Annotated in this window: 12 protein-coding genes; 5 read left to right on the top strand and 7 right to left on the bottom strand. The window is 62.7% G+C overall.

Annotation, left to right across the window (positions count from 1 at the left end; genetic code table 11):
- The first annotated feature begins 73 nt into the window (after positions 1–73).
- Positions 74–382 (top strand): ASCH domain-containing protein, encoded by a 309-nt coding sequence (locus ACVOLL_RS07510; protein ID WP_481512327.1) that lies wholly within the window; start codon positions 74–76, stop codon positions 380–382.
- 234 nt (positions 383–616) lie between these two features.
- Here ACVOLL_RS07510 and ACVOLL_RS07505 read toward each other — a convergent pair whose 3' ends face one another.
- On the bottom strand, positions 617–1,687 hold the full coding sequence (locus ACVOLL_RS07505; protein ID WP_481512326.1) for a chitinase: 1,071 nt from the start codon (positions 1,685–1,687) through the stop codon (positions 617–619).
- Positions 1,688–1,875: 188 nt separating this feature from the next.
- On the bottom strand, positions 1,876–2,805 hold the full coding sequence (locus tag ACVOLL_RS07500; protein WP_481512325.1) for a hypothetical protein: 930 nt from the start codon (positions 2,803–2,805) through the stop codon (positions 1,876–1,878).
- A gap of 176 nt (positions 2,806–2,981) precedes the next feature.
- On the opposite strand from ACVOLL_RS07500, the gene ACVOLL_RS07495 reads away from it, so the two are divergent.
- Positions 2,982–4,730 carry an acyl-CoA dehydrogenase family protein gene (locus ACVOLL_RS07495; RefSeq protein WP_481512324.1) on the top strand — a complete coding sequence of 583 codons (1,749 nt, stop codon included), beginning with the start codon at positions 2,982–2,984 and terminating at the stop codon, positions 4,728–4,730.
- A 263-nt stretch (positions 4,731–4,993) separates the two neighbouring features.
- On the opposite strand, the gene ACVOLL_RS07490 is transcribed toward ACVOLL_RS07495, so the two are convergent.
- Positions 4,994–6,487 carry a SulP family inorganic anion transporter gene (locus ACVOLL_RS07490; protein ID WP_481512323.1) on the bottom strand — a complete coding sequence of 498 codons (1,494 nt, stop codon included), beginning with the start codon at positions 6,485–6,487 and terminating at the stop codon, positions 4,994–4,996.
- A 295-nt stretch (positions 6,488–6,782) separates the two neighbouring features.
- Here ACVOLL_RS07490 and ACVOLL_RS07485 point away from each other — a divergent pair, with 295 nt between their 5' ends.
- From ACVOLL_RS07485 to ACVOLL_RS07475, 3 genes are all read left to right on the top strand, one after another.
- Complete coding sequence (locus tag ACVOLL_RS07485) at positions 6,783–7,625, top strand: class I SAM-dependent methyltransferase (RefSeq protein WP_481512322.1); 843 nt, start codon at positions 6,783–6,785, stop codon at positions 7,623–7,625.
- Between the two features lie 179 nt (positions 7,626–7,804).
- On the top strand, positions 7,805–8,446 hold the full coding sequence (locus ACVOLL_RS07480; protein ID WP_481512321.1) for a CDGSH iron-sulfur domain-containing protein: 642 nt from the start codon (positions 7,805–7,807) through the stop codon (positions 8,444–8,446).
- A gap of 243 nt (positions 8,447–8,689) precedes the next feature.
- Positions 8,690–9,142 (top strand): hypothetical protein, encoded by a 453-nt coding sequence (locus ACVOLL_RS07475; protein ID WP_481512320.1) that lies wholly within the window; start codon positions 8,690–8,692, stop codon positions 9,140–9,142.
- A gap of 269 nt (positions 9,143–9,411) precedes the next feature.
- Here ACVOLL_RS07475 and ACVOLL_RS07470 read toward each other — a convergent pair whose 3' ends face one another.
- The 4 genes from ACVOLL_RS07470 to ACVOLL_RS07455 form a co-directional block, all read right to left on the bottom strand.
- Entirely contained in the window at positions 9,412–10,674 is a 1,263-nt protein-coding gene (locus ACVOLL_RS07470; protein ID WP_481512319.1) for a serine hydrolase domain-containing protein, read from the bottom strand.
- A 179-nt stretch (positions 10,675–10,853) separates the two neighbouring features.
- A complete protein-coding gene (locus tag ACVOLL_RS07465; protein ID WP_481512318.1) occupies positions 10,854–13,154 on the bottom strand; it encodes a TonB-dependent hemoglobin/transferrin/lactoferrin family receptor in 2,301 nt (766 codons plus the stop codon).
- A gap of 158 nt (positions 13,155–13,312) precedes the next feature.
- The gene (locus ACVOLL_RS07460; RefSeq protein ID WP_481512317.1) at positions 13,313–14,161 is read right to left on the bottom strand and encodes an EF-hand domain-containing protein; all 849 of its coding nucleotides are present in this window, start codon (positions 14,159–14,161) and stop codon (positions 13,313–13,315) included.
- A 26-nt stretch (positions 14,162–14,187) separates the two neighbouring features.
- Positions 14,188–14,982, bottom strand: coding sequence for a DUF4198 domain-containing protein (locus tag ACVOLL_RS07455; RefSeq protein WP_481512316.1), 795 nt, complete (start codon positions 14,980–14,982; stop codon positions 14,188–14,190).
- Positions 14,983–15,197 lie beyond the last annotated feature (215 nt).

The following is a 15,197-nucleotide window of genomic DNA, read 5'->3' as shown; positions in this document are numbered from 1 at the left end:
GAACGGCAGGTGATGAAAAAGCCACCAATCGCGCCCAGAATGAATACCTGCTTTCCAGCCCCTTCCAGCGCCCATGACTGTGCCCCTGCTCGGCTTTGACAACCCCCAGTTCCATACCGGACGCAATACCAGCGTACGGCGTGGCGCACGCTGGCATGGGGTGGCGCTGGCATGTATCGAACTGGATGAAGGCCGCCAGATTGGTCCTTTGTCACTGCAGACCGAGCTGCGGAGCTTTGATGCCCTGGATGAAGCTGATCTGCGCGATGAGCATGACCCTGGCTGTCGTACGCCTGCAGGATTACTGGCGGTGATGCAGCGCTTGTATCCCGGCTTTCGCAGCGATGAGCTGGTGACGTTGGTGCATTTCTGGGTGGAGTGAGAGCGCAGACGTCAGAGAAGCGGATAGATCGGCTTTGGGCTTTGGGCTTTTTGGCTCTTCGCTTTTGGTCTTTGGCTTTGGCTTTTAGCTATGGCTTGGAGCTTTGGCCTTGAGCCTTCCCTTCTCCCGTTCACGGGAGAAGGTGGTGCGAAGCACCGGATGAGGGGGAGCTTTTGCTTTTGCTTTTGCTTTTGCCTCAACCAAGGCCCAAAACAGCAAAAGCCCCCACCGCAATCAACGCCCCTGCGCCGCCCGCAGATGCGCGCCCACCGGACCCGAGAACGCGCGCCCATCGGCCACATCCCAATTGATCGACCAGGTCATCACGCCTCGGAAATCCGGATGCGGCTGGCTCGGCTTCACCTCATCGCACTGTTTCGCCGTAGTCAGGCAATCGAAGGCACGATTGATATCCGCCGGCGTCGCATAACCATTGCCTGCAGCGCGCAAACCCGACGGCAACGCCAAGGCAACCTGGTCCGCACGCAAGCCTGCAAACCGCCCCTTGCCGCCGGCCAGATCAAAACCTTCGATCAGCATCCTGGCCGAGCCCACCATCATGTCCACGCTGCCACCCGGATATTTCTCAGCGCGGTACGGCGTGGGCAGACCACCGTTGTTGTAGAGCTGCACGTGCAGCAGATCCAGCTCCTCGCGCAGGCCATCGATGAGCGGCAGATAGGCGCCCCAGATGCCCTCCATCGATACCAGACCACCCTGCACGTACGGATGCTCCGGTGCCATCGACACATACAGGTTCGGGTACATGCCATGCAGGCGCTTCACCGCCGAAATCAAGTGCGGCGTAACTGGCGCGCCGTGCACCACACCAGCGATCTTTTCCAGATCGACATCGATGCCATCGAAGCCGTAGGTATTGATCGCATCGGCGGTGGTGCGGACGAAGTTGTCTTCATCGCGCTGCGTGTTCAAGGTCACCGTGCCCAGCTCACCGCCGAAGGACAGCACCACGATCTTGCCCTGAGCACGCTTGGCGGCGATGTCTGCGATCAGTTGCGTGCGGTCCAGCGCGCGATCCGGGTTGAAAGCGACCTTGCCTTCGCCCATGTCATCGGCGAAGGCAAGCACGATCACGTCCCAGCTCTCATCCACCTTGCCTACCGGCAACAGACCCTGGCCGTTGTCGAAGTTGTGCAGATAGCCGACCAGCGCATGCCTGGGCAGCGCATGGCTATGGCCGGGGGCGACGCCCACGCCTGTGGACGGCACCGGCGCCGGCGCTGCCTGACAGCCGAATGTGGAAGCAAGCACCAGCGTGGAGAACAGCAAACCGATCGACTTCATCGCAACACCAGAAAGGGAAGACGCCCGATTCTAGGCATGCAAAACCAGCGAAAAGCCATTTAAAGACAACCACTTAGAAAAGTCGTCCTGGTTTGTCCCGGTTTGTCCGTCGCATGACGCACAGCCTGATCAATGGGCACCGGCAATGACGACAGCAAGGCTCGCCACTGGCCCGCAATGACCACCGCTCAAGTGCACATTTTCATGCGCCGCTCGGCATCCCACAGCGCCCGTCGAGCGAGGTCGTAAGCGCTGTCTGCAGCGCTGGGCAGGCTGTGCTCTGCCTCGACCGGGTCGGCACCGTTGTTGTAGCGGTATTCGACGCGTTGCAAGGCATCCAGGTGCTGCTGCGCGATCCCCAGCCAGCGCTGCCGCTGCTCGCTGCTGCACCGCGGGTAGCGCTGTTCCAGCGCGCCGATGGCGTTGCGGATGCGGCGACTGGCTTCGCCCTTGAGGTCAGGCGCTTTCTCGTAGCGGATGGGTGCAGCCTTGTAGGCGTCGCCGGTGGCCTCACTGCCAAGGTCGGAGCTGCGCTCGTGCAGCCGGGGATTGAACGCTATATCTGGCGGACGGCGGGCTTCGGCAGCCTGGATATCCCGTCCATAAAGCGCACGTTGCACACGCGACTGGCTGGTACCCGCGCTCTTTCCAGAGAACAGACCGGCGGTTGCACGCTCGCCGACGCCGGTGGCCAGCTCATCACGGTGCTCGAATACCCGTTCAGCGTTGCTCTTCTGCGCCTCTGACTTCACTGTGTCCGTAGCCAACAAAGCGTTTCCATCGGCGCCGTACAAACGCACTGCCGGAGGTTTGACCGGTGTAGGCAACGGCGGGGGCACGGCAGTTGGAGCGGCGTTGGAAGAAACCGCAGGCAAGCTCGGCGCTGACGCTGGCGTTGCAAGGCTGGGGCTGGCCGGATCGGGTACGACGGGCGCGGGTAGCAGTGGCGGCGTTGCCGCCGACGCCAACCAACGCAACTGGGTGCGCGTCTCCTGACCGGTCTGCGCAAGCTCTGGCAGCTGCAGCATCAGCCGGGTCAACGCCGACAACATGGCCAACGCCGCCATGCCGGCAGCCATCCGGATCCACAACGGTTCGCGCTCGGGGGAATAACGCATGCATTCCTTCAGGAAAACTGCGCAAAGGCCACCATTGACCATTTTGCGGTAAGTTCCGATGGATCACTGACAAGCCAAACTGCCACAAGTTCACTCGGCCTGGCACGCCGGGGTAGGTGAACCTGTCATCGCGCTGGGCGATGATTCACCATCGTTCGCAGCACAAGGAGCCGTACGTGAATACCGTTGCAACACAGAACCTGGATGAAAGCATCGCCAAGCAGCTGTTCTTTGGCCATATCGCCGAAGATGTGTTGTTCCCCTATCCGCAGATCCGTGAGCGTGACCGCGAGATGCTGGGCGCGATGACCGATGCCATCGACCAGTTCCTGGCCGACAAGGTCGCCGATCTGCGTCAGTACGACCGCGATGCCGAGCAGCCGCCGGCGTTCCTCCAGGCGCTGCGTGAGATGGGCCTGTTCGGGCTGATCATTCCGGAGGAATTCGGCGGGCTGGAGCTGTCCAATGGCGCCTATGCGCGCGTGCTGGGCCAGACCAGCAGCCATGACAGCTCGGTGTCGCTCACCATCGGTGCGCACAGCTCGATCGGCATGAAGGGCTTGCTGCTGTTCGGTAACGACGAGCAGAAGCAGCGCTACCTGCCCAAGCTGGCCAGCGGCGAAATGATCGCTGCGTTCTGCCTGACCGAATCCGGCGCCGGCTCCGATGCAGCTGCCATTCGTACCAAGGCACAGCGCAACGATGACGGCAGCTGGACGCTGAGCGGCGAGAAGATCTGGATCACCAACGGCGGTATCGCCGACTTCTACACCGTGTTCGCGCGTACCGACACGCCGGAAGGCAAGGTCACCGCCTTCATCGTCGAAGCCGGCTGGGAAGGCGTCAGCCACGGCCCACACGAAGACAAGATGGGCATCCGCGCCTCGTCCACCACCACGGTCGCCTTCAGCGATGTACGTGTGCCCGCAGCAAACGTGCTGGGCCCGGTTGGCAAGGGCTTCAAGGTGGCAATGAATATCCTCAACAGCGGCCGCACCGGCTTGGGCGGCGGCGCTGTCGGCGGCATGCGTGCGCTGATCCGCATGGCCTGTGCACAGGCCAGCGAGCGCAAGCAGTTCGGCCAGTCGATCGCCGAATTCGGCCTGGTGCGCGAGAAGATCGCACAGATGACCGCCGATTGCTTCGCTGCCGAAAGCACGGTGTGGATGGTGGCGCACCTGATCGACAGCGGCCGCACCGACTACTCGGTGGAAGCGGCGATGAGCAAGATCTTCGCCAGCGAAGCGGTGCAGCGTAGCTGCTACGAGGCACTGCAGATCGCCGCAGGCAACGGCTTCATGCGCGAACTGCCGTACGAGCAGATGACCCGCGATACGCGCATCCTGTCGATCTTTGAGGGCACCAACGAGATCCTGCGCCTGTATGTGGCCCTGAATGGGCTGAAGGGCGTGGGCGCGACGCTGAGTGAACTGCAGACTGCGGTCGGCGGTATTTTCAACGACCCGATCAAGGGCTTCGGCGTGCTCAGCGACTATGCCGGCCGCCGCGTGCGCGAGGCTACCGGCTATGGCACCGGCCGTATCCGCGCACCGCTCAACGATGCACTGCGGCCTTTGGCGCGGCTGTGCGAGAAATACACGGTGGAACTGTCCAAGGCATCTGATCGACTGCTGCGCAAGCACGGCAAGAAGATCGCCGATCAACAGCACGCACAGAAGCGCGTAGCCGATATCGCCATCGATCTGTTTGTCGGCCTGTGCGTGCTGTCGCGCGTGGAGAGCCTGCTGCAGGCGGGACACCCGGCGGCCGATGACGCAGTGAAGATCGCCCGTCTGTTCGCCCGTCAGGCGCGCCGGCGCATGGCGCGCAACGTACGCGGACTGGAGCGCAACGAAGATGACATCGTCGAATCGCTGGCGGCATCGGTGCTTGAGCGCGGCGGCTACGCCTGGGATGTGATGTAAACCATGTGTTTTGTGGGAGCGGCGTAAGCCGCGAAGCCAGCGCAGCATCCGCCGGGGAAGCTCTGCAATTGCAGACTCCCCGGCAACAGATGGTTACATCAGCTTCGCGGCTGATGCCGCTCCCACAATAAAACCCCGTGCATCGATGCTTTGTAGGAGCGGCGTAAGCCGCGAAGCCACCGAGTTATCCACCGGCGAAGATTCTGCAATTGCAGTCAATCCAGCAACCGAAAGCTGCACCGGCTTCGCGGCTTACGCCGCTCCTACAAGGGCAGGTCGTCCACAGCCAGCTCACCCTCGCGCAGCACCCGCCGCATCAGCGTCCGTGCTTGTCGGTCCAGCCCCAGCACACGCGGCTTCACACCATGATGGCGATAGCGGCTGACCACCTTCTCCAAAGCCGCCACAGCGGTGATATCCCACAGCTGCGCACCGGATAGATCAATCGTCACCGCACGCCCTTCAGCAACACGCGGATCAAAGGCATCAATGAAGGCATCCGCGGACGCAAAGAACACCTGCCCGCGCACCATGTAACGAAGGCTGCCATCAGCCTGATCCAGCGCTTCCACGCGCAGCAGGCGCGCCACCTTCAGCGCGAAGAACACCCCGCTCAGCAGCACGCCCACGCCAACACCGGCCGCCAGGTTGTGCGTACCCAAGGTCACCGCCACCGTCGCCAGCATCACCACACCGGACAGGCGCGGATGCCGTACCAGCGCGCCCAGGCTGCGCCAGTCAAACGTGGACACACTGACCATCACCATGATCGCCACCAGCGCGATCACCGGCACCTGCCCGACCCAGGGCTTCAGCAATACCATCAGCACCAGCAGGAACACGCCGGCAAACAAGGTCGACAGCCGACCACGTCCGCCGTACTTCACGTTGCCCACGGTCTGCCCGATCATGCCGCAGCCAGCGATGCCGCCGAACAGGCTGGCCGTGATATTGGCCACACCCAGACCGGTGCACTCACGATTCTTGGAGCTTGGCGTATCGGTAAGTTCATCGACCACACGCGCCGTCATCATCGACTCCAACAAACCCACCATCGCGATAGCCAAGGCCGGCATTGCAATGATGCGCAGCGTTTCCAGATCAAACGGCAACGATGGCAAACCCATCCACTGCGGCAGGGCGTCCGGCAGTTTCCCCAGATCGGCGACGGTGGGCAGATCCAACTTCAGCCACGAAGCCAGCACGCTCAGCACCACGATACAGATCAGCGGCGACGGAATCGCCCGCACACCTGGCAGCGGCAACCGCGGCAGCCCATAGATCACCAGCAACCCCACCGCCAACATCGCCCAGGTGGCAGCAGTGGCGCCGTGCAGCTGCGGCAGCTGTGCGGCGAAGATCAGGATGGCCAGCGCATTGACGAAGCCGGTACGCACCGAGCTGCTGACAAAGCGCATCAATACGCCCAGCCGCAGCACGCCGAACACGATCTGGATGACGCCCGCCAGCAGGCCAGCCGCAAACAGATACGGCAGACCATGCGCGCTGATCAGCGGCGCCGCTACCAAGGCCACCGAACCGGCAGCCGCAGTGATCATTGCTGGCCGCCCGCCGAACACCGCGATGACGATGCTCAGCACGAAGGAGGCGAACAGGCCGACCTGCGGGTCCACCCCGGCCACGAACGAGAACGCGATGACCTCGGGGATCAGCGCAAAAGTAGCCACGGCTCCGGCCAACATTTCGCGCAGGGGGTTGGCACGCCATTGCGCGAATTCAGAATGCAGGAAGGACATACGGGCTGGCCGCCGGTGCTGGCCGATGGGGTGCGGCAGCGCAGGCAGAATCAAGATGAGGGGCGCGAATTATGCCTGCTTGGGTTACTGGACGCTGCTTGGGCTAGGTTCCGTGAACGCCCAAAGCTACCCCTCCCCAGCCCTCCCCTTTGCTCCGCAAAAGGGAGGGGGCAGAAGCTCCCTCCCTTTGCCGCAGGCAAGGGGAGGGCTGGGGAGGGGTGCTCTTCGCGAACAACCAAAACCCCAAAACCCACCCTGCGGTAGCATTCCCTCCCCCGCATCGCCTTCGCCCCCCATGTCCCACTACACTGGCCCCCTGCTAACCCGCCCTCTGCTCGAGCAGCTGCAAAGCGCTCTGAAGAAAGGCAGCAGCGATGTGAGCGTCTCGCTCGACCTCGGCCGCAGCCAGGAACCGATCAGCCTCAGCACCGACAGCTGGCAGCACCGCGGCAAGCACTACCCATGGCCGGCCAAGCTCAAGGACCGCACCATCTACTACTGGAACGGCGACGAATTCAGCGCCGCCTCGCGCTTCGGCAGCGGCCTGTACAAACTGGTGCCCACCGACTGGGGCATCCCCACCTTCGAGATCGACGGCATCAAGATGTTGGTCAGCGCGCAGATCTCGCCGTTGGACGACGCCCGCCGCAAGGTGGCGCTGGTGGAGCCCCGCGGCAAGCAGGTGCTCGATACCTGCGGCGGCATGGGTTACTTCGCCGCCTGCTGTCTGGACGAAGGCGTGGCGGCGATCCGCTCCTTTGAAAAGAGCCCCGAAGTGCTGTGGCTACGCACCCTGAACCCGTGGTCACCGGATCCCGATGGTGAACACGCCGGCGGCCGCCTGCAGTTGAACCATGGTGATGTCTCCAAGGAAATCGAAGGCATCGCCGACGCCTCGATGGACGCCGTCCTGCATGACCCACCGCGCTTCGGCATTGCCGGCGAACTGTATTCGCAGGTGTTCTACGATCACCTTGCCCGCGTGCTGCGCAAAGGTGGCCGCCTGTTCCATTACACCGGCGCTCCCAACAAGCTGACCAGCGGCCGCGACGTGCCTCGCGAAGTCGCCACCCGCCTGCAGAAAGCCGGCTTCAAAGCCGAGCTGGCGCTGGATGGCGTACTCGCCATACGCAAATAACCAGCTTTTGTAGGAGCGGCGTAAGCCGCGAAGCTCGTACCCCATCATGCCCCAGTCCAATGGATGAATCATTGGCCTCAGCTTCGCGGCTCGCGCCACTCCTACAAAAAAAATAGCTGTATACGCCCCGCCTTCACCTCTTCCGCGCGACACTGCGCATTCCGAAGCGGAGGCAGCCCATGGCAACCGAAACCGTACGCGGCAGAACCGTCACCATCCATTTCGACGGTGAACGATGCATCCACTCACGCAACTGCGTGCTCAGTCATCCGGATGTGTTCGTGCCCAATGTTGTTGGCGAGTGGATCCATCCCGATGCTGTCGCGCCCGAAGAAGTCGAGCTGATCGCGCGCAACTGCCCATCCGGTGCCATCCGCTATGAGTACAACGACGGCACGCACAGCGAACCTGCGCCGGTAGTGAACCTGGTGCATGTCCGTGAGAACGGCCCCCTCGCCTTCAATGCCCCGTTGCTGATCGCCGGCAAGGACGAAGGCATGCGCGCCACGCTATGCCGCTGCGGCGAATCGCACAACAAACCCTTCTGCGACCACCGCCATGTCGAGTGCGGCTTCATCGCTACTGGCGAACCCGCTGAAAAGAAGTCAGAGGCATTGCCGCAACGCGATGGTCCACTTCAGGTCAAGCCGACCAAGAATGGCCCGCTCCATGTCATTGGCAATCTCGAAGTTGTCAGCGGCACCGGGCGCACCATCGATCGCCTCAGCGAAACCTGGCTATGCCGCTGCGGTCACTCCAATAACAAACCGTTCTGCGATGGCAGCCACAGGAAGGCAGGGTTCCAAGCTGAGGGCGAATAGCTTCCAAGCCAGATGATGTCTGTGAGGGAAATCAAGCAATCCATCCGCAGATCGACAGCGCAATGTTGCCCGCCGCCCTGCCCGCACGCATGCGCACAGCTATCCTTCGCATGCAGGCCGCTTGAAATCTGGATCGGAAACATGATCGGGGCAACCGTGACATTCGACGCGTAAGGCATTGGTCTCCCCGTCACGTATTGCAGGTATTCTTTCGGCTTGAATACCAAGGACAGGACCGTCTAGATGAAAAGAGTAAAATTTCTGGCCGCGCTTGCATTGATCTGCGGAGCAGCCCCCGCCTATGCAATGAAAGGCTGCAGCCCCCTTGATGGCACCCACGCTTCAATCGGCTTCGCCCTGAAGGCAATCGAAGCCCGGCAACGTGGCGATAGCCGCGAAAGCCTGGCAGTCAACTCGCCCGCGGAAGGTTTGGACCCGGAATGGAACGCAACCATGGTCAAGGAAACGCTGGATGAAGTGTTTGGTCAGCTGCCGCTCGTCGACGCCGCTGTCTATAGCGGATATCGTTCCTTCATCTGCTACAAGGCTTCGCTGCAGCCGAACAAAGAAATAAACATCGACTATGCCGCGATACACCCCAGTCTCAAGGACTGCGAGTCACGGCAAGGCCCGTTGGAGCGGACGCGTTGTGGTACCGAAGTTGTTGACAACTACATCGAGTCTTTGCAGCAATAAGCGGATACCAGCCTGGTCAACCGCGCGATTACATGCCAACGTCTCGCGGCGGCTGAAAAGTCGCCAGCGAGTGAAGCGAGCATATTCAATATGGGAGTTCTCGCAAAACTCGATTCATTCGAGGAACCGCAAGCCTGGAAGGTCAGCGCTATTGGATATTGCCACCCGCTCGATGGAGTGAAACTCTGGAACAAAGCGAAGTGGAAGGCTCCTTTTTCGGAACAATCCACCGCGATACCGACGCCTTCAAGCGCAGATCCAATTTGCATCTAGAGATCGTAAGAAAGCAGGTCATACCCCGTCACCGCACGCACCACGCGCTGGTGCACCAACGAGCCACTTCCTCCGTTGGTCAGGACCACGATGCCACGCCGCCGTTGCGCATCACCAATGGCGAAATTCTTGAAGATGCCGCTGTTGCTGCCGGAGTGGTAGAACACCGGGCCATCACGGGTCTGCTCGGTATTCCAACCCAGTCCTTTTTCGGTCCAGCGCCCGGGCAAGCTGATCTGCGGCGTGAGCATGGCTTGCCGCGCAGCCTCGCTGATCTCCCACGACGCGCGTTGCCGGCCCGCCATCATCAGACTGAGGAAGGTCGCATAGTCCTGCACCGTCGTGCGCAGGCTGGCTGCCGCGTTGGCGAGGATATCGCCCGGCCATGTCACCAGACCCGGCGGCGCCAGCTTCAACACTTCCGGCATTGCACGTTCGGCATCTTCATATTTCCAGGCAGACAGCGGCTTACCCCAGCGATCCGCAACCTGCTGGGCGACGCCCCATTGGTCGCGAAGGACTTGCCTTGGCACTCCGCCATCAACACGGTCATGCGCGGGATGACCATGGACCGAGCGTGCCGCCAGATCCGCGTTCCATGTATAGCTGCTGTCCTTCATGCCAGCCGGACCAAACAGATGCACCTGCATCGACTCATCCAGGCTCTGGCCGGTGATTGCTTCAACCACCAGCTGCAGCCAGACAAAGGCCTCACCGGAATAATTGATGCGCGTACCAGGCTTCACCATCGGCACCAGCTTCTCGGTTGCCGGCGACTTGCGCCAATCGGGCAGACCCGTCGTATGCCGCAGCACATCGCGCGCGGTGACCAGCGCAATCCACGGATGATCGCCGAGATAGTCCGGCCGGTGGTAACCCACCAGGGGAACATCAAGGTCGATGCGTCCCTGCTCCACCAGCTGCATCACCAGGTAGGCGAACATCGGTTTGCTGAGCGACGCATCCTCGAACACCGTGCGCGCATCCACAGGCGTGCGTGTCTGCGCGTTGGCAAGGCCAAAGCCACGACTCCATGCCACAGCGCCATCGTCAACCACGGCGATGCCAACGCCTGGAACCGCGAAGGCCTGCATGATCCGCGGCAACTCGGCGAGGAAGGTATCGTCCGGAATCCAACTGCTGGCGGCGCCCTTGCACGGGACAGCCAGCGCTTGCGCCGAAGGCAACGCGGCGAGCATGCCCAGGCTTGCGGAGTGGGTGATGAAGCGACGACGACCTGAATCTGTGCGAATCGGCATTGCCAGCAGCCTCCGGTGCGGATTGCTGAGCTTAGCCGGTGTTCCGGGCGCGTTGGGCGAAACATCTGGACGTGTTGTCGCCTGCATGCAGACCCATATCGGCCCAAAAGAACAACAGCGCGGAGCCTCCGCTCCACGCTGTTGTTCCAGCGCCAAGGGGCTGGTGACAGCCCCGTGACTCAGAACGAATACGCCACCGTGACGCGGGCATTGCGACCCGGCTCGCTGTAACGGCCGATGCCGTCATCGTTGACGTAGCCGTACAGGGTATTGGGGCCCTTGTTGATCACCCGCACGCGCTGCCACAGGTAGTACTCGCGATCGGTCAGGTTGTAGAGGCCTGCGGTCAGTCGCAGCTGCGAAGTGATGTTCCAGCTGCCGGTGAGATCCAGCACCGTGTAGCCATCGGCCTTGCCCGTCCATGCCGGTACCACCTGCGTGCCATTGGCCGATGTGGTGTAGGCGTCGCTGGCGCTCTTGCCCCAGGCGTGAGTCAGGTTGGCGCTGATGTTCCACGACGGCGAAGGTGCATAGCGCACGCCCAGTACTGCGCTGGCCGGCACGATGCTCTCCAGCGGATCACCATTGCGCTTCTCGCCCTTGCTGTACGCCGCCGCCATCCGCGACGACCACGCGTCGGCGATCTGCCAGCGCCCTTCCAGCTCGGCGCCCTTCACCGTCACCTTGCCCGCATTGATCGGCATCGTGCTGTTGTAGCTGTACTGCACCGGACCGGTTGGCGTGGTGCGGTAGCCATTGGCATACGGCACCGCCGTGGTCACCGTCTCGATGAAGTTGTCGTACTGGTCGCGGAACACCGAGAGCCCCAACTGCGCGCGATCGGTGGTCCAGCGGTAACCCAGTTCAATGTTGAGGCTTTTCTCCGCATCCAGGTCCGGGTTGGACATCGAGGTATCCAGCTGGATCGGCGCACCGCTTACTGCATCGAACGCGGCGCTGGCGCTGGTCGGCGAATACAGGTCGGCCACGCTCGGCGCACGGAAACCACGGCCCAGCTGCGCCCACAGCGCATGGTCGGGCAGGAAGCGGAACTCCGCCCCCACCTGCCAACTCGGTGCAGAGAAGCGCAGGTCACGCACGCTGCCGGTCTTGTCGACGAAAGTACTGTCTACTTGTGGCGAGTAGTCGTAGCGGTCATAGCGCAGGCCACCGCTGAGCTGCAGGCGTTCGTCGAACAAGCTCAGGCTGTCGCGCACGTACAGGTTCCAGGAGCGTGCATCGGTCTTGGGCACTTGGCGCGGGTCATGCTCCACGCTGGCGATGCCGCCGGCTGCATTCCAACGGGTATCCACCGCGGTGTAGTCGATGTCGCGCTGCTGCCAGGCCAGGCCGTAGCCGATGTCATGCCGCACCGGGCCTTCCACCACCTTGCTGAAATCCAATGCTGCGCGGTCCAGAGTCTGCTCGGTGGCGCGGTCTTCACTGCGCTTGCAGGGAGCGCCACCACCCGGGCAACCGCTGCCAGCCAGAATACGGGTAACGCCACGGCTGTCGGTGATCTGGCGGTCCAACTGCGCATCAAGGGTGTCGAACAAGGCATTGCCTGCACGCCACTGCCAGGTCACGCCATAGCGATCGCGGTCATTGCGATCGTCGCCCCTGCGCTCCAGGTAGCCCGGTGCGTATACGCGGGAAAGATTGTCGACCTCGTTGTGGGCGCGGCCGCGCTCGTACATGAAGCCCAGCGTGTGCGCGTCCGACAACTGCAGATCAACCTTGCCCAGCAGGTTGTCACGCGTGCTGTCGACAGGGTCCGGCGTGCGCCGACCAACACCGATCCGGTCCACCGTGCTGTCGTACCAGCTTTCGCTTTCATGGCCCTCGCGGCGGGTGTAGACCAGCATCGACTCGACGATGCCGGTGCGGTTGGCAAAGCTCAGCGTGCCCATGCTCTCGTCGTTGGAGCCGCTGTAGCCGAACTTCACCCCTACGTGGGTGTCGTTGCCTTCAGGCTTGAGATAGTCCGCCGGGTCCTTGGTGGTGAATACCACCGCGCCGCCGAGTGCGCCGCTGCCGGAGGTGATCGAATCCGCGCCCTTGACCACCTGCAGGCTCTTCAACGTGTCGATGTCCACATCGCCGCGGCCGCTGCGGAAGAACTCGTAGGAGCGCGCCGTCTCCACCGATTCGGCCAGGCTCAGGCCATCGACGGTGATCGCCACGCGATCGCTTTCAAGCCCACGGATATTGAAGCCGTTGTCACCGAAGCGGCCCATGTCGACCACGCTTACGCCCGGGATGTAGCGGATGGCCTCTTCCATGTTGTTGGCCATCTCGGCATCGAGATCGGCGGCGGTGAGAACCGTCACGTTCTGGTTGCGCGACTTGCTCTTCTTTGCCCGCTCGGCCTCGACCCGGACCGTGTCCAGGTTCGAGGCGTCAGCCAGCGCTTCAGCGCGGGCAGTGCCGGACAGGCTGGCCAGAACGGCCAGCGCAAGTAGGGATACAGCTGAATTCATGAGAGATCTCCACAGAAAGGTAATGGCGGGGACTACGCCGTTCCTGGCTGCTCGATCACATGGACCATGCCGGCTGGGTGGGTATCGGCGCCGCGCGGGCGCCGTGTCATTGCAGAAACTGGAACGACCGGTCGCAGGCAGCGAGCGGTACGCAGGGCTCAACGGTTGCCGTTGGCCGAATGGGCGCCGGCAACCGGCTCGGGATCGCGTGCGTCAACGATGCGGTCGCCATTGCTGTCAGCGCGCTCGAACAGGCGCTTGCCTGAAACCTGGTACTCACTGAAGGTCATGCGGCCATCTTTGTCGGCATCCAGCGAATCGAAGCGCACGCCGGCCTGGCGGCTTGCCGCGTCGCGAACCTTGCTGCGCTGCGCATCCAGCCGACCTTCAAACTCGGCGGTGTATTCGGCCAGATCCAGCACGCCATCGCTATTGGTATCAGCAGCGGCAAAGGTGGCGTCACGTGCGGCATCGAACTCGGTGCGCTCCACCAGTCCGTCGCCATTGCGGTCGTACAACTCCAGCATGCCGTTGGCGGTGTGCGAGGTTGGCATCTTCAGCGGATCACGGTTGTCGCTGGCGGCGGTTTCCCCGGTGGCTTCCTGGCTCTTCTCGTAGCCGGCCCAGGTGCGCTCACCGGCGGCATCGAACTCGGCCCGGCTTATGCTGCCGTTCTTGTCGCGGTCCAGCGCCTTGAAGCGGGTATCGGTCTGGCGCAGGTGGCCGGCACGCGCGTCGGCCAGCCGCACATCGAAGCGCTGCAGGTATTCGTCCACGTACTCCTGGCGATCGACGTGCCCGTCATTGTTCGCATCGGTGGCGTCATAACGCTGCCGACGGAACTGCTCGAAGGCTTCCCAGCTCACTGCTCCGGTCTTGTCCGGATCGAACTGGGCCAGGAAGGCGGTGACCGTCGGCGACACCGCGGGCGGTGCGGCGGTCTGCGCCGAGGCAAGCGGGGCCAGCACCGCTGCCAGCATCGTGGCAACAGCAAAGTAGGTTTTCATCTGGGATATCCCTGTTGGAAAGCGGCTCAGGGTTCGAGCACGCGGAAACTGAGCGTGTAGTTGTTGCCGTATTCCGGCGCGGCCGCACCAGCAGGTGCCGGGCCGCGGTAGCGGATCAGGGCCAGATAAGCGCCCGCTTGCTGCAGGGCGAACGAGGCCTTGCCAGCGGCGTCTGTGCTCAGCTCGACCGGAGCCGGCTGGATCTCGTCATCACCGCGTGCGGCGTGGATCTCCACCTTCTGTGCCGGCAACGGCTTGCCGTCGTAATGCACCTCGAAGACGAACTGCTCACCGACATACAGGTCCGATGGGTGGGTCACCGGCACCAGTTCCAGACCCTTGCCGTAGGGCGCCAAGGCTTGCCGGGTCGGCTCACCGGTGGTCAGGTAGACCTCCGAGCGCGACAGGCTCTGGTAATGCGAAAGCACGGTTGCACCAGCCGGCAGCGGCTTGGCCGGATCACGGCTGCTTTCCTTGCGACCATCCACTTCCCAGGTGCGGAACACGGCGCCAAGGCGGTTGCCGGTGGAGAAGCGGTACGTGCCCTTCTTGCCCGGCAGGGTCTGTTCGACCACGGCACGGGTCTTCAGTCGCTGCACCACATCGGGCGCATGCTGCAGGCCATCGGGATCGGTGACGACGAACTCGCTGTTGTCGAACACCACTTCGGGCACGAAGAAATGCTCGGCGAAGCTGGCATCCAGGGTAACCGTGCTGGTCGGCTGCACCTTGAAGGTGGCCGGAGCGAGGTACGGCGTATGCGCCTGGGCAGGCAGTACCGCAGCGGCCAGCAGCAGGCAGGCCAAAGGACGAAAGTTCATCGAAGGGTCTCATGGAGGTGACTGGCGCGATGCCGGCGGCCGATACGTTAAGTCAATTGCGAATGATTCGCAATACCGTCTATCCATGAGCGGCAGCGACTGGTCGAGCCTCCTGTGGCTGCCCGGGGGGCCGGACCAATGGCAACGACTTCAACAACGCGTTCGCGCTGGTCGACCGACGCCCCCCCCCCCAAGCCTTCCTCGCGCCATACCGC

The sequence above is a fragment of the Stenotrophomonas sp. STEN035 genome (assembly GCF_056759935.1).
This window is presented reverse-complemented; position numbering and strand designations above follow the sequence as displayed.

Coding starts and splice junctions, on each gene's coding strand:
- ACVOLL_RS07510 (WP_481512327.1), top strand. CDS start 74: ATGACTGTGCCCCTGCTCGGCTTTGACAACCCCCAGTTCCATACCGGA.
- ACVOLL_RS07505 (WP_481512326.1), bottom strand. CDS start 1,687: ATGAAGTCGATCGGTTTGCTGTTCTCCACGCTGGTGCTTGCTTCCACA.
- ACVOLL_RS07500 (WP_481512325.1), bottom strand. CDS start 2,805: ATGCGTTATTCCCCCGAGCGCGAACCGTTGTGGATCCGGATGGCTGCC.
- ACVOLL_RS07490 (WP_481512323.1), bottom strand. CDS start 6,487: ATGTCCTTCCTGCATTCTGAATTCGCGCAATGGCGTGCCAACCCCCTG.
- ACVOLL_RS07485 (WP_481512322.1), top strand. CDS start 6,783: ATGTCCCACTACACTGGCCCCCTGCTAACCCGCCCTCTGCTCGAGCAG.
- ACVOLL_RS07480 (WP_481512321.1), top strand. CDS start 7,805: ATGGCAACCGAAACCGTACGCGGCAGAACCGTCACCATCCATTTCGAC.
- ACVOLL_RS07475 (WP_481512320.1), top strand. CDS start 8,690: ATGAAAAGAGTAAAATTTCTGGCCGCGCTTGCATTGATCTGCGGAGCA.
- ACVOLL_RS07470 (WP_481512319.1), bottom strand. CDS start 10,674: ATGCCGATTCGCACAGATTCAGGTCGTCGTCGCTTCATCACCCACTCC.
- ACVOLL_RS07465 (WP_481512318.1), bottom strand. CDS start 13,154: ATGAATTCAGCTGTATCCCTACTTGCGCTGGCCGTTCTGGCCAGCCTG.
- ACVOLL_RS07460 (WP_481512317.1), bottom strand. CDS start 14,161: ATGAAAACCTACTTTGCTGTTGCCACGATGCTGGCAGCGGTGCTGGCC.
- ACVOLL_RS07455 (WP_481512316.1), bottom strand. CDS start 14,982: ATGAACTTTCGTCCTTTGGCCTGCCTGCTGCTGGCCGCTGCGGTACTG.